At 45.1% G+C, this 22,390-nt stretch carries 15 protein-coding genes; 7 read left to right on the forward strand and 8 right to left on the reverse strand.

Features of this window, described 5'->3' with window-relative positions:
• Positions 1-106: 106 nt before the first annotated feature.
• From C9I43_RS17060 to C9I43_RS17075, 4 genes are all read right to left on the reverse strand, one after another.
• The gene (locus C9I43_RS17060) at positions 107-1,618 is read right to left on the reverse strand and encodes a DUF3300 domain-containing protein (RefSeq protein WP_107884737.1); all 1,512 of its coding nucleotides are present in this window, start codon (positions 1,616-1,618) and stop codon (positions 107-109) included.
• Positions 1,619-1,766: 148 nt separating this feature from the next.
• Positions 1,767-3,131 carry an ATP-binding protein gene (locus C9I43_RS17065; protein WP_076497297.1) on the reverse strand — a complete coding sequence of 455 codons (1,365 nt, stop codon included), beginning with the start codon at positions 3,129-3,131 and terminating at the stop codon, positions 1,767-1,769.
• Positions 3,124-3,819 carry a response regulator transcription factor gene (locus tag C9I43_RS17070; RefSeq protein ID WP_107884739.1) on the reverse strand — a complete coding sequence of 232 codons (696 nt, stop codon included), beginning with the start codon at positions 3,817-3,819 and terminating at the stop codon, positions 3,124-3,126. Before C9I43_RS17070 ends, C9I43_RS17065 begins: the two co-directional genes overlap by 8 nt.
• 2 nt (positions 3,820-3,821) lie before the next feature.
• Positions 3,822-4,124, reverse strand: a complete 303-nt coding sequence (locus C9I43_RS17075; protein ID WP_107884742.1) for a PepSY domain-containing protein — start codon at positions 4,122-4,124, stop codon at positions 3,822-3,824.
• A gap of 363 nt (positions 4,125-4,487) precedes the next feature.
• Here C9I43_RS17075 and C9I43_RS17080 point away from each other — a divergent pair, with 363 nt between their 5' ends.
• Positions 4,488-5,441, forward strand: a complete 954-nt coding sequence (locus C9I43_RS17080; RefSeq protein WP_107884744.1) for a choice-of-anchor H family protein — start codon at positions 4,488-4,490, stop codon at positions 5,439-5,441.
• 80 nt (positions 5,442-5,521) lie between these two features.
• Positions 5,522-5,995: a peroxiredoxin gene (locus C9I43_RS17085; protein WP_076497293.1), complete on the forward strand. Its 474-nt coding sequence runs from the start codon at positions 5,522-5,524 to the stop codon at positions 5,993-5,995.
• Between the two features lie 77 nt (positions 5,996-6,072).
• Here C9I43_RS17085 and C9I43_RS17090 read toward each other — a convergent pair whose 3' ends face one another.
• From C9I43_RS17090 to ompR, 3 genes are all read right to left on the reverse strand, one after another.
• Entirely contained in the window at positions 6,073-8,055 is a 1,983-nt protein-coding gene (locus tag C9I43_RS17090) for a methyl-accepting chemotaxis protein (protein ID WP_107884747.1), read from the reverse strand.
• 129 nt (positions 8,056-8,184) lie between these two features.
• Complete coding sequence (gene envZ / locus C9I43_RS17095) at positions 8,185-9,501, reverse strand: two-component system sensor histidine kinase EnvZ (RefSeq protein WP_107885203.1); 1,317 nt, start codon at positions 9,499-9,501, stop codon at positions 8,185-8,187.
• A gap of 39 nt (positions 9,502-9,540) precedes the next feature.
• The gene (ompR, locus tag C9I43_RS17100; protein ID WP_076497291.1) at positions 9,541-10,266 is read right to left on the reverse strand and encodes an osmolarity response regulator transcription factor OmpR; all 726 of its coding nucleotides are present in this window, start codon (positions 10,264-10,266) and stop codon (positions 9,541-9,543) included.
• Between the two features lie 357 nt (positions 10,267-10,623).
• Between ompR and C9I43_RS17105 the strand changes: the two genes are divergently transcribed.
• The 5 genes from C9I43_RS17105 (at position 10,624) to C9I43_RS17125 (ending at position 21,718) form a co-directional block, all read left to right on the forward strand.
• Complete coding sequence (locus C9I43_RS17105; RefSeq protein WP_107884749.1) at positions 10,624-15,510, forward strand: PAS domain S-box protein; 4,887 nt, start codon at positions 10,624-10,626, stop codon at positions 15,508-15,510.
• A complete protein-coding gene (locus C9I43_RS17110; RefSeq protein WP_107884751.1) occupies positions 15,510-16,442 on the forward strand; it encodes a diguanylate cyclase in 933 nt (310 codons plus the stop codon). Before C9I43_RS17105 ends, C9I43_RS17110 begins: the two co-directional genes overlap by 1 nt.
• A gap of 75 nt (positions 16,443-16,517) precedes the next feature.
• Entirely contained in the window at positions 16,518-17,042 is a 525-nt protein-coding gene (gene greB / locus C9I43_RS17115; RefSeq protein WP_107884753.1) for a transcription elongation factor GreB, read from the forward strand.
• Between the two features lie 141 nt (positions 17,043-17,183).
• A complete protein-coding gene (locus C9I43_RS17120) occupies positions 17,184-19,535 on the forward strand; it encodes a Tex family protein (protein WP_107884755.1) in 2,352 nt (783 codons plus the stop codon).
• Between the two features lie 218 nt (positions 19,536-19,753).
• The gene (locus tag C9I43_RS17125) at positions 19,754-21,718 is read left to right on the forward strand and encodes an LTA synthase family protein (RefSeq protein ID WP_107884757.1); all 1,965 of its coding nucleotides are present in this window, start codon (positions 19,754-19,756) and stop codon (positions 21,716-21,718) included.
• Positions 21,719-21,780: 62 nt separating this feature from the next.
• Here C9I43_RS17125 and C9I43_RS17130 read toward each other — a convergent pair whose 3' ends face one another.
• The gene (locus tag C9I43_RS17130) at positions 21,781-22,344 is read right to left on the reverse strand and encodes a hypothetical protein (RefSeq protein ID WP_107884759.1); all 564 of its coding nucleotides are present in this window, start codon (positions 22,342-22,344) and stop codon (positions 21,781-21,783) included.
• Between the last annotated feature and the right edge of the window lie 46 nt (positions 22,345-22,390).

Below are 22,390 nucleotides of genomic sequence, written 5' to 3' on the forward strand. Positions count from 1 at the left end.
TTTGCCACTATAAAGTAGCGCACCCATAGTGTTGATATTTAACCGCTCAACTAAATAAAAAACGCCATAGATGGCGTTCTTCGTTTGCTGCTAGTAATCGTAAAACCTATTCTCTGTGACGTCGCTCTTGGCTTTGAGCTGTTCGACCTTGATTATGATCTACCGAGCGAGTCGCTTGCATATTTTGGCGTGGCTCACTTTGTTTTACTCTCATTTCTTCACGTTGCTTTGGCGCCGACTGTTTTACCTGTTCAATGCGCTGTTGCTCATTACGTTGCTGTGGTTGACTGCGTTGTGGTTCTGCACGTCTTACCTCAGGACGCTGAGTTTCAACTCTGGGCGTCACAGTTCGTAAGTTCTCTTGTTTCTGTGGCTGCGCCCTTTGCGGAACAACATTACGTGGTTGCGATTCCCGAGTTTGATATTGCCTTTGCTGCGGCTCTTTTACAGGTATCGGCTTTGACTGTGTAGGTCTTGATTGGGCCTCATTACGATCCTTATGAGTGGGCGATTGCACCATAGGCGCAGAGCGGCGTTCCTTTAACTCTGCCTGCGTTTTTTGGTAACTCGGTGTACGTTTATCGTGCTCACGACCATCATAGTTATGCTGTTTATCTTTATAGTCACGGCTCTTGTCATGTTGATTTTGGCGTTCATTAGATTTTGAATATTGGCTGTTGTAGTGCTTGTTACTGCCATTAGAATGCGAATCACGACCACGATACTTGTTATCGTTGTAATAGCGTTGCTTGACTATGGGGTTGTGATAATTCACGCCACGGCGATGCTCTGGCTTATGCTGCCAAGGCTGCGCGCCATGGCTAACACTGTATCTTTCCCGTGGACGATAGCGGTGCGAATGACGATAGTCGAGTACGACCACTTTGTGGCTATGCCAGTGAAAAGAGCTAAAGAAGTAGTTGAAGGAGATGTGGATCCCCGGTGACCAGTAAAAATGGTTATGACGTGGGCGATAGGGATAACCCGCATAGCCGCTAAATTCCCAATATACCGGTGGATAGGCTGCGCCCCAGCGCCATGAGCCAAACACGACACGGGGATCATAGTAGGGCACGTAGACTATTTCGCGCTTAGCTGGTTCTATGATGATTTGATTATTGGCACGGGTGATGGCCATATTATCCATATTAGCTAAGCTGTTAGCCTTATCAGCCTGTTGCCTTAAGGATTGAATGCCGTCCATCACTTGGCCTTCATCTTCTAAGAAGGCTTCACCTAATCCTTGAGTCCAGTTGAGATCATCCGCCATCCGTTGTAGCAGCGTAGGGAAAGCCAATAGTGCTTTTACACTTGGGTCCCAGTCTTGAGTGTCGGCCTGCGACATGATCTGGTCGACTGATAAGTTAGGGCGCTGCGTTAACCAACGTTGTGCCTGCACGATTTCCAGTGGATAAGTCGAAGCGATTAAGATGTGGGTTAATAGGCTATCGGGATACAGGGCAATGGGTGCCAGCATTTGTTCAAGTTCAGCTTGGCTGGACGTTGCGCTCGAGCCTTGGCTCATTGATACACCGGCCGCCTGTGCGATAGTCGTCAAAGGCAAGGTGACTAACGCTGCCGTTAGCACTAGCCAATTCCATCGTGATGTTCTGTTCATTATTCGCTCCAATAACCCTATTCGAGGATGTTATAGGCATGATAGGCGTTTGAATATGAACATAAGCTGAAAGTGTCTTACGGTATAGGATTTATATTTAATGATAAATTGAATGAGATAGTGAGTTCATCATATTGAAATTAAATGATTAAACTGAGTAAACAAAGCTGATGCTAAATTTGGCACCACCTAGCGTTGTTGAACGGGAGACGGTAATTCTACCGTTATAGCTATCGACTAAATCACGCACTATAGCAAGCCCAATCCCATTACCTTGCAGATAAGAGTCTGCACGGATACCGCGTTCAAAGATTTGCGTTTGTAGCGCTTCACTGATCCCTGGGCCATCATCTTCGATGCAAATCAGTAGCTGATAGGCATCACCGGTTATCGTTAACTTGACGGTGGATTTTGCCGCTTTACAGGCGTTGTCGAGCAGGTTGCCCACAATCTCGGTTAAATCAGCCTCATCCCCCTTAAACACAGCTTGCGCTGCAACCTCGCTACTAAGGTTTATTTGTGGTTCTCGATAGATTTTAGTCAATGTACGCAACAGTTTAGCTGCGACTTCATTTGTGCTAATCCCTAAATGCCACGAAGCGGCAGCAGCAGTTTGGGCGCGTTTCAGCTGGTGGCCAATAATTCGGCTGATTAACGACACTTGCTCACTGGAAGCTGCACTTAAATCGGCTTGGCTCTTAATGACTGCTAACGGGGTTTTGAGGCTGTGGGCAAGATCGGCTAAGGCATTTCGATAGCGTGAACGCTGGGTTTGTTCGGTATTAAGTAAAATATTGAGTTGCCGTGCCACAGCTTGTAATTCAGTGGGATATTGGCTGCTGAGCTGCATCGATTTACCTTGCTCAACATGATGTAGTTCTTGAGTAAAGCGCGCCAGCGGTCGCAGTGTCCACCATAACCAACTGAGTTGAAACACTAACATAACTAACATCAAAATTAGCAGCCAAGTCCAAAGCTGTTGATTAAATTTATCAATTTGTTGCTGGAACGCGATCTCATCTTTAATGATGTGGATGGTTACTGGCACGTTTTGATTTTGGCTGGCAAAACTCACGCTAAAGCTATAAATCAAATGAGGTTTATCGGCGAGTATGATTTGCTCAAATGCGCTTTGACCTGTCACAGGAATGGTAAAATGGGGTGGTGGCGTAATGCCCATAAAAGATTGCGAGTGCCACACAATGGTTTGTTTGCCACTGGTATCTTCAGTGGTGGCAATGGCATAAAGCCCTGATTGAACGAGGTTAAAACGATTCTCTAGCACTAACTCTGGGATGGAAATTTGTTGATTGTCTACCTCTGTAACCGCGAGAATCGAATAAACATAGGCGCTAAGTTCATTTTGAGTTGCACTTTTAACTTGCTCGGTAAAAGCATCGTTTAAGGCAATGCCAATCAAGGGTAATAACACTAAGATGAACAATAGCGCGCTGGCGACTAAGCGCGCTTTAAGAGAATTTAAAACTTGCCACGCCATAGCGCGTTTACTCATCACCGCTTTGCTCAGGTGCTAAGATTTTTAGGCGATAACCTTGGCCGCGCAGGGTTTCAATCAGATTGTATTGATTATCGGGATCGAGTTTTTTGCGTAAACGGCGGATAAAAACCTCAATCACGTTGGAATCTAAGTCAAAGTCTTGATCGTAAATATGCTCAGTCAGTACCGTTTTAGATTTTACTTCGCCTTGATGCAGCATAAAAAATTCGAATAACTTGTATTCTGAACTGCTAAGACTCACCAATTCTTCGCCTTTGCGTATTTCTAAACTGCTGGTGTTAAGGCTAAAAGGGCCGTTGTAAATCAAAGGGCTGGATTTACCTGCGGAGCGACGAATTAATGCTTTTAAGCGGGCGATGAGTTCTTGGGGATGAAAAGGTTTGGTGAGGTAATCGTCGGCGCCGGCGTCAAGTCCTTCAACCTTATCTTGCCAACTGTCTCTGGCGGTTAAAATTAAAATTGGGAAACCACGCTTCTGCTCGCGCACCTGTCGGATCAGGGCTATACCATCAAGCTTAGGTAAACCTACATCGATAATGGCCGCATCATAGTTAACTTCGAGTGCTTGAAATAGACCTTCTTCGCCATCGCTGGCAATATCGACACTGTAATGAGCCTCGAGTAAATGCTGTTTTAAGTTAGTTTGTAATTCTAAATCGTCTTCCACTAATAACAAACGCATCGTTACTTCCTCGATACTCGGCCCGTTGCGGCGTCTACTGAGACTGAAAATACTTGGCCATCATTATTGAGAATTTTAATGCGATAACCTGCACCACTAGATTGTACGCTCAGTACTTTTCCTTGAAATTGGCGCTGCGCTATTGCCACCGCTTGATCCGGATTATTGACCACCAGACGGCGCTGCTCGTTCTTTGCCTCTTGATTGCGGGACTGATTGCGATCATCACGTCTATCATTGCCAGCCGTGCTGCCAAAAGAGGCAAATAAGCAAGCGATTAGGGCCAATGTCAAACCAAATTTCATATCGGGTATCCGCAATGTTTGGCGATCTTGAGTTAATGGGTGAAGTGGATAAGTTATCGAGTTGACTAAGAATACCTCATCACCTTAACAAACATATAGAGATCAGCCAATTGGTTAGCAACATTCCTTAAAAATAACTCAAATAGTTTGTTCAACTACCTTAGTTACAATTATTTTACCGTGGTAACTGCGATGAAACGGCAGTCACTCGCTCTATTTTTAAGCGTATCTAGTGTTGTCTAATGTAGATGAATTGGCGCTGAACGAATCAATTAAGTCATAAACTTGGATGTTCAGCTTATGTTCACCTTCATTGCACTTTAATAGCTCCAATTTGAACGGATTATCCATGGGGTATTCAAGATGAACAAACACAATAACCTAGGTATGGCAGCCATAATGAATACCTTCTTAGTGAAAGGCGTAGCCATTGGCACGCTATTAATGGTCTCTTCCGTGGTGAGTGCAGAGCCTCGACACTTAGAATCGTCGCAAAACTTAACACCATTTGCAGCTGCCAGTGTGGGTATTGCCAAAAATGCCGAACAAAGCAGTGAGCAAGCCGCCGAACAGGAGCAGCAAGCTCTCACTTTGTTACAGCACGCCGCCCCCGCTAAAAATATTACTGAAGCGGCGGCAACAGTGGTTAAATCCTTAGCGCCAGCTTTGTCGACAAAAGCACCCGCAGTAAAACGAGTAGAGCTGATGGGCACTGCGCCAATGACGCGTGAGCAAGTGACGGCTAAGCATGCGAGCCAAGGGATACCCAGTTCGAGCGCTGCCAGTGACAACGTCAATCGTGCACCTGTGTACCATAGTTTTTCAATTTATGATGCCAGCAGCCGTTTGTTCGAAGACTTTGACTATGATGGTTTTTATCAAACCTTTAGCGTGACTTTTGACGTTGATGTTAATGGCTATTATCTTAATGAAAGAGCGGACTTATTTGCTGAGCTTTATTTGAGTCGTAATGGTGGCCCTTGGGTGCATTACTACACCACAGAGGTGTTTACTATTTATGGTGACTCGCAACAGGATGATTATGAAGTACTGACCACGCTTTATACGGGTTATGCAACGGATTACTATGATGTGTTAATTGATGTATATGAAGTGGGTTACAGCGATGTAGTGGCGACGATTAGCGCCGATGAAATTGATAGTTTATATGCACTGCCACTCGAAAGCAGCGATAGAGATACAGATCGTGGGCCCGATGTGATCATCGTGGAAGAAAGCGGTGGTAGCTTATCGGTATTGGGTCTGTTATTCCTCAGTTTATGCGCGGGGCTACGCTTAAATCGAACTCGAGCATAATTACCCTTATTTCTCTCTGTGTTTATCTGCGTTAAATAGGGCTAGTATGGATAGGTTAATTTAACTAAAGGGAGAAAGACATGATTGCTCAAGGTCAAAAATTACCCGCTGTAACCCTAAACCAACTGACTAAAGATGGCATGGTAACTCACCAAGTTTCTGAATTATTCGCTGGTAAAAAAGTCGTATTGTTTGCAGTGCCAGGCGCTTTTACGCCGACGTGTTCTGAAGCGCATTTACCTGGATATGTCGTGCTTGCTGACGAGTTTAAAGCTAAAGGCGTGGATTTAATTGCCTGTGTGGCTGTGAATGATGCCTTCGTCATGAAAGCATGGGGCGAAGCACAAAATGCCTCTGAATTAATGATGCTCGCCGATGGCGATGCCAGTTTTACTAAAGCATTAGGCTTAGAAATGGATACAGCTGGTTTTGGCGGCATACGCTCACAACGTTATTCGATGATTATCGAAGATGGTGTAGTGACACTGCTGAATGTTGAAGCGCCAAATGCGTTTGAAGCCAGTAAAGCCGAAGTGGTTTTAGCTGCGCTGTAATGATTAGGGTCCGAACTTAATCGGACATCAATAAAAATGGGAGCCTAAGCTCCCATTTTTATTGATGTTTTAATGGGTTAAGCGGCCCGCGACTGTGGTGGTAAGTTACCAGCATCGGCAATACCTAAACTGGTCTCAATATCTTCGACGCTTTGCTGCACTTCTTGGGCGATGACTTCGCTCTGCTGTGAACTGGTTTGTGCCTGCTCTTTTAGGCTATCCATAGTGCGCACAAATTGATCGAGATAATCGACTTGCTCCTTGGCATTGAGCGAGCCTTGTTTAGCGGTATTGGCCATGTCACTCGCTTGATTTTGCACCGTTTGCGCCACTTGCCATAGGCTTTGAGCGCGCAGTTTTTGGCTGCTGGTGGCCTGTGCTATGCCATCGACACTCTCACTGAGGGCATGATTCGATTGGGTCAGTTGCTGCAGAATCTTCACGATTTCATTTAAAGACACTTGGGTGCGCTGACTTAAATTACGCACTTCATCGGCGACCACGGCAAAGCCGCGACCTTGCTCACCCGCCCGCGCAGCTTCAATGGCGGCATTGAGGGCGAGTAAGTTAGTTTGTTCGGCGATATTGTCAATTACATCAATGATTTTCGACACGTCCGTCACTGAGTTATTCAGGCTTTCGAGGGAAGTATGGCAAAGGCCAACAGCGGTTTGTGTTTGCTCGGTTGCGCTCAATACCGCTTCAGCTTGTGTTTGGCTCGACTGCATTTGGCGCATAGTTTCGACGGCGCTGTCTTCCACGAGTGCCGAAGTATGGCTCACCTCATTGGCGAGGCTGCGGATATGTTCGGTCTGTGTTTGCGTATCGGCCACAATCGTTTGGGTGTGCTCCGTGTGTTGTGATAGCTGAGTAATGCGCGCCACCAGTTGGCTTAATGATTGAGAAACCTTAGTGATTTGCTGGCGCTGTGCTTCGTCTTCTTGTTCAAATCTTTGTAGCAATTGGTTGAAGTGGCCGGCTATTTGGCCAGTTTCACAGCGACGATTAATGTCTAAACGCTCGCGGCTATTCGATTCGCTTAACTTCATAAAAGCTTGATTAAGCCGTTTCAGCGGTTTGACAACGCGATTTTGCTGCAGAATTAAATAACCAATGGCAAACAAGGCCATGATGGAAACCATAGTGTAGAGGATTAGTTGTAGCTCATATTTCAGCAGCTGGTTCTTTGCTGCTTGAGCCTCACCTAAGCCAATAAGCTGTTGTTCCACATTGCTAATCGCTTGAATGAGTTGATCTTGCATCTCTTGGTTGGCTTGCAGCAATTGGTGCGTATTGGCGACTTCTTTGTTGTATCGATTGGCGAGACTCAGCAGTTCACTACGATCACTTTCGCCGACCTCAATCTGTTCTGGTTCGCTGGCACCGAGGGCAAACTCATCGGCTTCTTGCTGCTCATATACACCGATTAACGGCAGTGCACTAAGGACGTCGTGCCACGTATTGAGCTCTTTGCTGGTGCTGTCTAAAATGCTCTTGAGTTGCTGATTTTTGCCGATTAGATAGCCATCGGTCAGCTGGGAAAGTTGGTAGACGATAGAAGGTAAATCGCGGCTCAATTGCAGATATTGTTCGGCGACCGCCGCATTTGTGGCTAAGCCTTTATCGACATAACTGCCCAAACGACGGTTATAGTCGAGCATTTCAGATTCGGCGTGGGCCAGCAATTGCCTAGGGTTGCCAGCGAGTTTACCTGCAGCGCGGTACTTGGTATCTAAATCTTGAATGAAGCTGCTTAGGCTAGCTTGCAAGTCATTATCAGTAGCGCCCATGGTGGCGAAATTAATCTCTGTAAGCTGGTTCTTAATGGCGCTGAGTTTAGTTTTAGCTTGCTCAAGTTGGCTAGCGTTGCCGCTGGCGAGATAGCCGTCGAGATCGCGGCGTACGCCAACGAGGAAGTCTTCTTGTATGCTTTGCAGTGTGAGTGTTTGCTGTTCTATATTTTGTCGCTGATCACTGCTCCATAGCACTACGGCCGCTAATAATCCCGCGAGCAATAACAACAGGGCAGAAGCAGAGAGCGACAGTGTTGAAATTTTCATTTTGCAATCTTCATAATTGTCAGAGCCAGTTAACTGTTCTGAGTTTATGAATTTAAGGTGACATAAATATGACAAGTACCCACTTGAATATCAGCGTTATTATTTGATTTGCAGATATGTGATCTCGCGTTACTCTAACGGTAGCCACACTTGCGCTTTTAACCCACCTTCAGCACGGTTTGATAGAGTAATTTGCCCTTGGTGTCTATCGATAATCCGTTTGATGATAGCGAGACCGAGGCCTGAGCCAACGCTACCACGGGCGCTATCCCCTTGAGTAAAAGGTTGAAAGAGTTTACTGACCTGTGACTCATCAATGCCGGGGCCGTTATCTTCGACGCAAAAGCCAATCTGTTTACCATCAAACTGCGAGCTTATACGTATCCAGCCTGAACCATAGCGAAAGGCATTTTCGACTAAGTTACTCAGTACCCGTTTAATGGCAATCGTTTGGAACAGTGCTTCAGGGCAATCAGTGAGAACAAGGTCAATTTCACCGGCACGATTGGCTTCTGCTTGAGCGATATCTTGGATCAGTTTATTGATTTGCCCTAACTCACGGCTGGTGTCTTGATCTTGGCGTATGTAGGCAATAAATTGGCTGATGATGGCGTCCATATCTTCAATATCGTTCACTATGCCATCTTTAAGATATTGATCTTCCTCAACCATCATCTCAGAGGCGAGACGAATACGGGTCAGTGGTGTACGCAAATCATGGGAAATCCCCGCCATTAATAGCGCTCTGTCTTGTTCAAGTTGTTTCATGCTGTGCGCCATCTGATTGAAAGCATTGGTTACTTCAACAATTTCACTCGAACCTTTCAGCGGCAAGGATTCTGGGAATTCACCACGGGAGACCGAGATAGCCGCTTTTTGTAGTCGTCTAAGTGGACGATTTTGCTGGCGTGCAAACCACCAACCGCCCGCTACGCTTAGCGCACCAATCACCAGTAAATAAAGAGTGAGCGGCGAAAGATCGGATACATTCTGGCCGATAAGTGGCACTTTTATCCAAATTGAAGGTGCTTGCGGTGGGCGGATCCAAATCTGTAGCACATTGCCGTGGGTAACGCGAACTTCGGCATCACCACCCAAATATTCCGACATCTGTGACGACCAAAAACCATAATAAGTGGCTTGATCAATGCCCGCTTCGCGCGCCTGCTGTTGATTATAAATTTTCATGCCATCGTCACGTACTTTGGCATTGAGGGCATCGACTATGGTTAAGTGCTCGCGGCCAATATCGATACCGTCGACAAACAGCAGTTTGACTTGACGAGCGATAAGCTGATTGATTTGCTGGTAGCTAGGCTTGAGCACATAAACAGCCACCGTGATGTAAGACACCAACTGATTGATCAATAGTAAACAACCAATCAACATCACGGTTTGACTAAAAGCGCTGCGAGGTAAAAACCGCCACCAAAACTTAGCTTTCATGGCGGGCTTAATCACGACAAATTAAAGATAAAATACGGCTCATCGACGGGCAGCGCCATCGGGCACAAACACATAACCCAATCCCCAAACCGTTTGGATATAGCGCGGATTTGCGGGGTCCTTTTCTATTAAGCGACGCAGACGTGACACTTGTACGTCGATGGAACGCTCTAATGCTGAATAATCACGGCCGCGGGCAAGGTTCATCAGTTTATCCCGTGATAACGGTTCGCGCGGATGAGTAACGAGCACTTTTAGTACAGCAAATTCGCCGCTGGTGAGTGCGATAGATTCATCACCGTGATACATCTCGCGGGTAGCTAAATCTAAGGAAAACTCACCAAAGTTGATTTGTGCCTCTTGCTGCGCGGGGGCACCGGGCACATCTTGGGTTTGGCGACGCATCACCGCTTTAATTCGCGCGAGTAATTCCCGTGGGTTAAACGGTTTTGGTAAATAATCATCGGCGCCGAGTTCTAGACCAATAATTCGGTCAACTTCATCGCCTTTGGCTGTCAGCATCACGATAGGGATCCGGTTTTCTTGCTGGCGCAGACGACGGCAAATAGACAAGCCATCTTCACCGGGTAACATCAGGTCGAGTACCAGTAGATGGAAGTTTTCACGTTCTAATAAACGATCCATCTGCTCGGCATTAGCTGCGCTGCGCACCTGATAACCTTGCTCCATCAGGTAACGCTCGAGTAATGCTCGTAGGCGCATATCGTCATCGACAACGAGAATTTTCGAGGTTTCTTGTCCCATGGAATGTCCCTTAATTGCGCAGTTTGGTGTTTATTCTACTGCTGAGAAGTAGTTAAGATTAACCAACTGACTGAAATTGAAAATGAATCGGCTTAATATAGCCGCATTCCACACAGGCGACTAGCTTACTCAACAGCATGAATACAATAAATACTGATATTTATTGGCTAATATTAATGCTAAGCAAATGAAATTGCGTGGAAATACTCGTGATTTCTCACGCTAGAGGTGAAATTGTAACTAAATTGAAATTAGAGATTTTTGGTACATTTATACCGTGTTGCCATAACCTTAGTGGCAAAAGGGGTTGTATTAGTCCAGAATCATAACCCTATGATTCTATATTGTAAGGTGTTTATGCGCGTGTCGATGAGCTATAAAAATGCCTCAAAGTTGGGCTTATTTATCCTGTTAATTGGGGTAACGCTCAGTGCCGTAGCGGCATGGTGGGTACAGAGAACGAATACCCAAACAATCGCACAAGCCTTACAGGAAAACACCGAACAGATCGGTGAGAATGTCATCAACCGTATGACCTTATATCAATACGGTTTACGCGGTGTACTCGGTACGATTGTCGCAGCGGGTGAGCACAATATCAGTCGTGCAGGTTTTGGTCGTTATAGTTTGATACGGGATGTAGAACAAGAGTTTCCAGGCGCCCGTGGATTTGGTTTTATTCGCCGAGTCGCCCGTGCCGATGAGGTTAATTTTTTAACCCGAGTTCGACAACATAGCTGGCCTGATTTTATGATTCAGCAACTAGCGCCTAATGACGGTGAGCGATATGTTATTGAATATATTGAACCAATCGCGCGCAATCAAGCTGCAGTTGGCTTAGATGTTGCCTCTGAGCCGTACCGTAAGCAGGCTGCTGATGCGGCACTATTATCAGGAGAAGCGCGTTTATCTGCCCCGATTACGTTAGTGCAGGCTGAGGGAAAGACCTCACAGTCCTTCTTAATCTTACTGCCAATTTATCGAACCATTTCAGTACCTAAAACAGAAGCAGAAAGACTCTCGGCGGGTTATGGCTGGAGTTTTGCGCCATTGGTGACCAACGAAGTATTAACGGGGCTGGCATTAGATCACAAGATGACCAAGCTGTTACTGAGCGACGTCACGCAAGCTTCAGACCCTATCCCTTTTTTTGAAACTCAGCATGATGCATCACCACTGTCGTCCTACCGCCATAAAATGATCAAAGAGGTTTTTGGTCGCCAGTGGCAGATAGAAGCAATTGCATATCCTGCTTTTATTAAGGCGCTCCATCTCAATAAACCTAGCTTAGTATTTATCGGTGGTAGTGTATTTAGCTTGCTCTTAGGCGGATTAATTGCGATGTGGTCGCTGAATTTGCAGCGCAAGCAACAAGTGATCGCAGAGCAAGCAAAGCGCGCTAGCATGTTAGATCATTCGCTCGATGCGATTATTAGTTATGACACAGACGGTAGCATTACCAGTTGGAACCGAGGTGCAGAACAGTTATTTGGTTATACCGAAGAGCAGGTCTTAAACCAATTGAGTTGGGATTTAATTATCCCCCCCAATAGAGTGTTAGAAGAGCAGTTATTATTTGCGGAAGTGATGTCGGGAAAAATTGTATTAAATCGGATATCTAGCCATCAAAAACAAAATAGCAGCCATTTATCGACATCAACTACGGCACTACCTATTTACGATGCGTATGGCGCCATTGTGGGTTTGAGCCAAACTATCCGCGATATTAGCCAGCAGCAAGAGGCTGAGCAGCAAATATTAAACCTCAATGCGAGCCTTGAACAACAGGTGATTACGCGTACACAAGCGTTGCAGCAAGCATTGTTAGAGCACCAAACCTTACTGAATACGATTAATCAACAGCTGCTTTATTCTGTGACCGATGCAGACGGAATTATTCTAGAAGTGAATGATCATTTTTGCTTCGTCAGTGGTTATTCCCGTGAGCAACTGGTTGGCAGTACCCATGCAATAATGAAGTCGAATGAGCACGATACTGCATTTTGGCAAGCGATGTGGGCGCAAATAACCTCTGGCGAGTCTTGGCATGGTGAGATCTGCAACCGCGATCAAAACCAGCAACTAAAATGGTTCGACACCGTTATTGGCCCTGTTATTGATGAGCAAGGTAAAATTGAGCGTTTTGTCGCGTTAAGAATTGATATCACTGGTCGTAAGCTAATACAGATTGAAAAAAATAACTTAGGGTCATTACTCACAAATGTGCTCGATGCGGCCTCTGAAATGTCGATTATTGCGACTGATACCAAGGGTGTGGTGACCATTTTTAACCGCGGTGCCGAGCGTTTGCTGGGCTACTCAGCTACAGAGGTCGTAGGTAAATCACGGCCGACGCCTTTACACCTAAAAGAAGAGTTACTCACTCAAGCTGCAGAGATCTCCCGTGAGTATGGCCAAGATATTCAAGGTTTTGATGCCCTCATTTATAAAGCGAAAATTCAAGGCTCCGAAACACGTCAGTGGACTTATGTGCGTAAAGATGGCAGCCAATTTCAAGTATCCCTCTCGGTTACCGCAATGCACGATAGCGAAGGTAAAATTATTGGCTATTTAGGCATGGCAGTCGATATTTCGCAGGTATTACAACAACAAGAAGCACTCATTACTCTCAGTAACCATTTAAGCAAGGCTGCTGAAGTCGCTAAACTGGGTATCTGGGCTTGGAATGTGCTCGATAACACGCTCGAATGGAACGATCGTATGTATATTATTTATGATCACCCCCTAAGCTTACAAAAGCAGGGCGTCACTTATGAGCATTGGTCTATGCGCGTCCATCCTGACGATCTAGTGTCTGCTAATGCCCAATTAGAAGCGGCTTTAGCGGGAACCGTTCAATATGATCCTATTTTCAGGTTGATTAAAGCGGACGGCTCTACTTGCTATGTACAAGCGGCAGCTGCCATAGAGCGGGATAAAAACGGTAATGCAGTAAGAGTGATTGGTATTAATATCGATATTACCGAGCAGCGGCAATTAGAAGCAACTCTCAGAGAAGCTAAATTAGAGGCCGATGCGGCCAGCGCTGCTAAGTCTGCATTTTTAGCAAATATGAGCCACGAAATTCGCACACCGATGAACGCCGTATTTGGTATGTTGCAACTCATGCAACATACCTCTCTTTCCTCGCAGCAGCAGGACTATGTTAGCAAGACTCAAACCGCTGCTAAGTCATTGTTAGGTTTGCTTAATGACATTCTTGATTTCTCTAAAATCGATGCAGGTAAGCTAACACTCGATCTACAGCCATGCTCTATCGAGCTACTGATGCGCGATCTTGCCGTAGTGCTATCAGGTAACCATGGCAATCAAGATGTTGAGGTAATGTTTGACCTTGATTCAGCCTTACCGCCCTGGTTGTTAGCCGATCAGTTGAGATTGCAGCAAATTCTCATTAATTTAGCGGGTAATGCACTTAAATTTACCCTTAGTGGCCAAGTCACGGTTGCGATTAACTGCTTAGCCCGTGACACCGATACGGTTACGTTACAGATTGCGATTACGGATACGGGAATAGGCATCAGTGATGAGCAAATAGAGCGGATATTTACCGGATTTGAGCAAGCGGAATCGTCAACATCACGCCGTTTTGGGGGGACGGGGCTTGGGCTCGCCATCAGTAAAAGGCTGGTTGAGCTTATGGGCGGCCAGCTACAAGTCACCAGTCAGGTCGGTATCGGCAGCCGTTTTTGGTTTGATGTGACTTTTCCGATTATGACAGCAGGAGAAAGCCAACAGATAGATCTCAGTGGATACCGTGTTTTAGTGGTTGATGATAATCAGCTCACTGCGGAGATTTTATATAAGGTTCTCACTGGGCTGGGTTGTGAGGTCGAAATAGCCTTGGGAGGTTATTCGGCACTCACTCAATCAGCCCGTGCCGATAAAGCCTTAAATCCCTTTGACGTCATCTTGATGGACTGGCGTATGCCTGAGTTAAATGGCTTACAAACTGCCGAAATACTGCGTGATTCACATGCAGATAGTCGTACGCCACTGGTGGTAATGTTAACCGCCTATGGGCACGAAGTGATTGCAGAAAGTCAGCAGATTAAAGACGTACCTTTTGTGAACTTTTTAACAAAACCTGTCACCTCACAAGTCTTAGCTGAAACAATCATTAATGCCATCGAAGGCAAGACGATGAATAGCCATCCTAAGCCGCGTTCGCAGCGACTATTAGCCGGACTCATCATTTTAGTAGTCGAGGATAATCAGCTAAACCGACAAGTGATTGATGAGTTGTTAAGTTATGAAGGGGCAAGTGTAGTATTGGCCGAGGGCGGCGTGGCAGGAGTTGCTCTGGTGCTTGAAAATGAAAACCTATTCGACATCGTCATAATGGACATGCAAATGCCTGATATGGATGGCTTGGAGGCGACTCGTCTTATCCGTAGTGATGAACGCTTTGCTACTTTACCCATATTAGCGATGACGGCTAACGCCTCTCAGTCAGACAGGCAAGATTGCCTCGATGCCGGGATGAATGACCATGTAAGTAAACCCATTGATATGCCATTACTGCTACCCAGTATTTTGCAGTTAGTAGGACGAGAGGTCGCAACCACTCAGCAATATGCAGAGTATTATTCCACGGCAGCGGTCAGCCTAGAGGATGAGCCATTACTGGATAATATCGATCTTATCTTGCAGCGTTTTGGCGGAAATGAGTCGTTCTTTCATAAAATAGCGCAGAATTTCACGCCTGAAATGAACAAGCAACTGGCGCAATTGACCCAAGCGACTCGGGTAGCTGACTATGAAAAGGCGGCCGCCGTAAGCCATGCGATTAAAGGCGTGGCCAGTAGTTTTGGGGCTAGGCGCTTAGCGACATATAGTGCTTATTTAGAGCAACAATTTAAGCAAAAATCCTTTGAGCAAGTTGAAGTTGAGCATTGGGTTGATAAGTTAGCTGTGTTAATCCACCAAAGTAGCCAACAAATCGCGACTTATGGCGAGGCTACAGAAGCGAGTATTTTCGCGAATGATGTTACAAATCAACTCAGTCAGCCAGCCACAGCGGTACAAAATATAAAATTAGAGCTAAATACGCTAATGACGTTATTAGCAGAAAATAATTTAGAAGCTATAACGCGAGTGGAGCAGTTAGCAGAATCGTTATCGGGCCACCCACAATGGTCAGTGCTATATACGCAAGTGCAAGCTCTCGAATTCGCCCAAGCATTAGATACGCTACACATTATCGTGTTGGAGGATAAATAATGGATGTTGCAGACATAATTGTGCCACTTGAAACTGAGAGAGGTAAAATTCTTGTCGTTGATGATCAACCGCTTAATATTAAAATATTGCATCAACTCTTCCATGAAGATTATGAAATGTTTATGGCGACCAATGGCCAACAAGCGATAGCATTATGTCAAAAGTTACAGCCAGATTTAGTGCTGTTAGATATTGAAATGCCGATAATGTCAGGCTATGACGTCTGCCAACAACTTAAAGCCGATCCGCTAACGGCCAATATTGGGGTCATTTTTGTTACGGCACATTTTGATGAAGTTCAGGAGGTTAAAGGATTTCAGCTTGGCGCCGTTGATTTTATACATAAGCCTATTAACCCCATTATTACTACCGCGCGGGTTAAAAATCAGTTCATTCTTAAGCGGCAAACCGATTTACTACACTCCATCGCATTACTCGACAGTTTAACTGGGGTGGCTAACCGACGTCAGTTTGAACAACGTTTACCTGAAATCTGGAAACATAGTTGCCGAACCCAATCGCCTTTATCCGTGGTGATGTTAGACGTTGATTTTTTCAAACATTTCAATGATCGTTATGGCCATCAAGAAGGCGATCGATGTTTACGTCTGGTTGCTAAAGCAATTAGCACTACATTAAAACGCGCGGTGGACTTTGTTGCGCGATATGGTGGTGAAGAATTTATTTGCATTCTACCTGACACCCCATTGCTAGGTGCGGAACATATGGCACAGAACATAGTCGATGCAGTGCAAGCTTTGCACATTAAGCATATCGATTCGAGTTTCAACGAAGTCACTATTAGTGCCGGTGTGGCCTGCGTGCAGCCTCGTAGTGATTTGACCTGGCAAACGCTTATTGAAACGGCTGATCAGCAATTATATGTTGCGAAACAAAATGGTCGTAATGTCGTTTGCGGTTTGGCGCTGTAGTTAACCCGTTTTATATTATTTTTAGCGTTCCTATAGGATGCCGCTATTTTTGCTCAATATGTGGATAAGAGAGTTATGAAAGCACATTTGATTACCCGTCAGGGTTGGCAAGCTTTAGATAAAGAGTTGAAGTATTTATGGAAAGAATATCGACCGCAAATCACCCTTAAAGTGCAAGAAGCTGCGGCGCAGGGTGACCGTAGTGAGAACGCTGATTACACTTATAACAAGCGTTTATTAAGACAAATAGATGGTCGAGTTCGATACCTAGTTAAACGGCTTGAAGAATTGAAAATTGTCGATTATTCGCCACAGCAAGAAGGTAAAATTTACTTTGGCGCGTGGTTTGAACTCGAAAACGAAGCGGGTGAGCGTGTACGTTACCGTATTGTGGGTAAAGATGAGCTCGATACTAAATTGGGCTACATCACTATTGATTCACCTATGGCGCGTGCGTTAATCGGCAAGCAAGTGGATGATGAGGTGGTAGTGCAAACACCGTCAGGACCAAAAGAATGGTATATCAATCAGATACGTTATACACCGTTTGAAGATAATCTTACTGGTACGCCAGAGTCGCTACTCGATAGTGCTGGTTAATTTTAGACAACGACGAAGAAACTCAGCTGAAGATCAAACTCTGTGATTTCAACTTGGCTTTAGCATGAAACTTACCGTGCGCCTGTGGTATCTTTGGCGCAATAACGACTTACTTTATTAGCTAGGCACGACACTTTATTTATGCAAACTCATGCTCATAATATCGCTCAAATTATCGCTCAAGAACTGAATGTTCGTGAGCAACAAGTCACCGCAACTATCGCTCTGCTTGACGATGGTGCCACGGTTCCTTTCGTCGCCCGTTACCGTAAAGAAGCTACGGGCGGCTTAGATGATACGCAATTGCGTACCTTGTATACGCGTTTAGGTTATCTGCGTGAGCTGAATGACAGGCGTCAAGTGATCCTGTCTAGCATCCAAGCTCAAGGTAAGTTAACCCCAGAATTACAATGGGCTATTGATGAGGCTGACAGTAAAACACGTCTCGAAGATTTGTATTTACCCTTCAAACCTAAGCGTCGCACTAAGGGGCAAATCGCGATTGAAGCAGGATTAGAGCCATTAGCCGATGCATTGTTGGCTGACCGTAATGCCGATATAGACGCCAAAGCGAGCGAATATATTAATAGCGAAGCAGGATTTGCTGACATTAAAGCCGTGCTTGAAGGTACGCGTTATATTCTGATGGAACGTTACGCTGAAGATGCTGAGTTATTGCGTAAAGTTCGTGAGCATTTAGGCCAAAATAGCGTATTAGAAAGCCGTTTAATCGCTGGCAAAGAGAAAGAGGGCGCGAAATTTCGCGACTATTTCGAGCATACCGAGCCGTTAGCTAAAATCCCATCTCATCGTGCATTGGCTATGTTGCGGGGTCGTAATGAAGGCTTTCTATCACTATCGATGAATGCTGATCCAACCGCGCAAGCGGGCCAAGGTAGCTACTGTGAGGTGATTATTGCTGATCACTTACGCCTTAAACTGGGCGAAAGTAGTGTCGATCAATGGTTGAAAACCGTAGTCACCGCAACATGGCGCGTAAAAATTGCCCTGCAAATGGAAACCGAGTTTATTTCGCAAATGCGTGAACGCGCTGAAGCTGAAGCGATTAAAGTCTTTGCCCGTAATTTAGGTGATTTACTGATGGCAGCACCTGCGGGCGCAAAAGCCACTATGGGACTGGATCCCGGTTTACGCACTGGCGTGAAAGTGGCTGTGGTGGATAACACCGGCAAGATGTTGTGCCATGCGACTATTTTCCCCCATGCACCACAAAATTTGTGGGAAAAGTCGATTCGTACTTTGGCTAATCTTGTCAAAATGCATAAGGTTGAGTTGATTGCGATTGGTAACGGTACAGCATCGCGCGAAACTGACAAATTAGCCGCTGAGTTAATTGCCAGCGTGAAAGATGCCCATCCACAGTTGACCAAAGTGATGGTCAGTGAAGCGGGTGCATCGGTATATTCAGCCTCTGAATTAGCGGCGCTGGAGTTCCCAGATCTTGATGTCTCTATTCGTGGCGCGGTGTCGATTGCTCGTCGATTACAAGATCCATTAGCCGAACTGGTTAAAATTGAACCTAAATCTATAGGTGTCGGCCAATATCAACATGATGTGAGTCAAAGCCAGTTATCGGGTTCACTTGAAGCTGTGGTTGAGGACTGCGTAAACGGTGTGGGTGTCGATCTTAATATGGCTTCTGCGCCTTTGCTGTCGCAAGTGGCGGGTTTAAATAAAACATTAGCTAAAAATGTTGTGGATTATCGCGACGCCAATGGTCAGTTTAAAAACCGTAAAGAGTTATTAAAAGTACCGCGTCTAGGACCCAAAGCTTACGAACAAGCGGCAGGTTTTTTACGTATCAGCGCTGGTGACAATCCTCTGGATGCGTCATCTGTGCATCCAGAGGCGTATTCGCTGGTGGAATCAATCGCTAAGGCTAAGCAAGTTGAATTGGCAAGCCTAATAGGTAACTCAGAGCTATTGCGTAGCATCAAAGCGCAGGACTTTATTACGCCAGATTTTGGTTTACCAACCGTGACCGATATTTTGGCTGAGCTTGATAAACCCGGCCGCGATCCCCGTGGCGAGTTTAAAACTGCAACCTTTAAAGATGGCGTTGAAGAACTTAAGCATTTAAAAGCCGAAATGGTGCTTGAAGGCGTTGTGACCAACGTGACTAACTTTGGTGCTTTTGTCGATATTGGCGTACATCAAGATGGTTTAGTGCATATATCTTCATTGACTGACAAATTTATCAGCGATCCCCATACCGTGGTAAAAGCGGGTGATGTGGTGAAAGTTAAAGTGATGGAAGTCGATGTCGAGCGCCGCCGTATTAGCTTGAGTATGCGTTTGGATGAAGCTATCGATCAAACTAAATCTCAATCACGACCCAATAGCCAAAGCCGAAGTAATAACGCTAAAACGCCTACGTCGGCAAAACCTGCACAAAAATCGGCACCTAAAGCCTCTGCCAATGCGGCGATGGGAAATGCATTTGCCGATGCTTTCGCTAAACTGAAAAAATAACGTCTGCAATGTTAAAACTCGGATACAAAGTGTGTCCGAGTCATATCTTTTTACTTATTATTCACAAATTTGTTGCATAAATGCTGCTTTAAAGAATATAACGTTGGCATTTAATGCAACGTTAAGCAAAGTCAGTTGTCATAGCATGGCTCATCCACTGATTTTCTTGAATTGACACTCCAACGCAGAGTGGCTTTTTATATGTTTTGGGGTAACACATGCAAGCAAGTTTATTTTCTCGTGGGCAGAAGAAGGTCCATGGGCCTTTTCGTGCCATCTTTATTTTTTCATTATTAGTCATCTTCATTACTACCCTAAGCCGTATTGCTTTGGGATTGTGGCAGGCCGATCGCGTCACCGCAGTTGATGGTTGGTCACACCTATTAATTCAAGGGTTGCGTGTTGATATAGCAACCTTGTGTTGGTTATGGGGTATCGCAGCGTTAGGAACCACGCTATTTTCTGGTGATCATGTTGTAGGCCGTTTATGGCAGTTTATTTTACGAGTATGGCTAACTGTTGGCCTGTGGATCATTCTATTTTTGGAAGCATCAACGCCTGCATTTATTGAAGAATACGGTATTCGTCCGAACCGCTTGTATGTCGAATACCTTATCTACCCGAAAGAAGTGTTATCTATGTTCTGGGCGGGTCGTAAATTCGAACTCTTTTTCTCGGTATTGTTAACAATTGGCACACTCTGGCTTGGGTGGGTATTAAGCGGTAAGCTCACAAAAAATCTTCGCTTTCCACGTTGGTACTGGCGCCCTGTGTTGGCGTTGTTTGTGATTGCTCTGACGATCGTAGGTGCTCGCTCAACGTTAGGCCATAGGCCGATTAATCCTGCGATGGTCGCATTTGTCGATGATCCGTTGGTTAATTCTTTGGTTATCAACTCTGCTTATTCATTAGTATTTGCAATCAAGCAGATGGGCAGTGAAGAAGATGCATCAGACGTTTATGGCGATCTAGAGGATAAGGATATTATTGCTACTATCCGCCAGGAAAGTGGCCGTCCTGAAAGTGCATTTACCTCAACAGATTTACCTTCGCTGAGTTTTAATCAAGCTAGTTATACTGGTAAGCCAAAGAATTTAGTTATTCTATTGCAAGAGAGTTTAGGTGCGCGTTTTGTGGGGAGTTTAGGCGGTTTACCCCTCACTCCTAATATCGACGCTTTATCTAAAGAGGGTTGGTATTTCGATAATTTGTATGCCACAGGAACTCGCTCAGTACGCGGTATCGAAGCCGTGACGACAGGTTTTACACCAACGCCAGCTCGCTCGGTGGTCAAATTGGGTAAGAGCCAAGTTGGCTTTTTTAGTATTGCCGAACTACTTAAAAATCATGGTTATACCACCCAGTTTATTTATGGTGGTGAGAGTCATTTTGATAATATGCGTAGTTTTTTCTTGGGTAATGGCTTTAGTGACATCATAGATCAAAAGGATTACAAGTCTCCGGCCTTTGTCGGCTCGTGGGGGGCATCTGACGAAGACTTAATGCGTAAAGCTAATAGTGAGTTTGAACGCTTGCACAGCGAAGGTAAACCCTTCTTTAGTTTAGTTTTTAGCTCGAGCAACCACGACCCATTCGAGTTTCCAGATGATCGTATTAAGCTTTACGAAGAACCTAAACAAACCCGCAATAATGCGGCAAAATATGCTGACTATGCGATTGGTGAGTTCTTCAAGTTAGCGAAAAATGCCGATTACTGGAAAGACACGATTTTTATCATTGTTGCTGACCATGACAGCCGGGTTGTTGGTGCTGATCTGGTACCGATATCGCGTTTTCGTATTCCGGGTTTAATCCTTGGGGATAATCTAGCGCCAAAGCGCGATCAGCGTATTGTCAGTCAAATTGATTTACCACCAACATTGCTATCATTGATAGGTATTTCAGACTCTTATCCTATGCTTGGCCGTGACTTAACCCAAGTTAGTGACGATTGGCCTGGCCGCGCATTAATGCAATATGATAAAAACTTTGCCCTAATGGAAGGTAGTGACGTAGTGATTCTTCAGCCAGAAAAAGCTGCTCAAGGTTTCCAATATAATATCAAAACTAAGAAATTGACGCCTTATGCTCCAGCGGCAAAAGCCTTAGAAAAGAAAGCATTAAGTTGGGCATTGTGGGGCAGTTTAGCCTATCAGCAAGAGCTATATCGCTTACCGAAATAAACATTCAACAGAATAAAAATGCCGCTATTTAGCGGCATTTTTTATTGATACTAATAAAGAGATTAAATCGATGTCGACAAAGCGGGTTCTTGTTCTGGTCGTGTTTGCCGTTCGTAGAACAGGCTAATGCGTTGCCCGAGTTGTTGATAAAAATGATTTGGCTCGCTTTGGATAGATGGTCGTGCAGCATTACTTACTGTGTTTGCTTTAGCACTATTGCCCATATCACTTACTGCGCCTTGGCTGACTTTTAAGCGTATATCCTTACGTTGTAACGCCGCTTGGCCTTTTACTGCTATTTTTAGCGTTTTAGGTAAAATCCGCTCGGCCACCAAAAGGGTCGCTTTTTTCTCTTGCTGTTGTTGGTTTTGTTGCTGCGAGGATTGCTGTTGCTGCTGCTGTTTTTCTTGAACTTGCTGCTGATTGCTCTCAAGTGTTTTGGTTTGTTGCTGAGTATGATCTGCTGTGCGTTCATTTTGCGGATTAAAGGCACGTTCTTCGTGACCTTTAGTTGCTGCTTGTGGTGGAATGACCACAGGTTTCAGTTGGTTGTCGACCCGAGCCGAGTCCGTTGCGACATTACTGGTCGCGAGTGGAACTTGGGGGTAGTTACTGACAACTAACATGGAAAATTCCTCACTGCATTAATGGTTAAATACTAGCCATTAATCG

Origin of the sequence: Shewanella morhuae (assembly GCF_003028295.1) — a bacterium.
Lineage (GTDB): Bacteria > Pseudomonadota > Gammaproteobacteria > Enterobacterales > Shewanellaceae > Shewanella > Shewanella morhuae.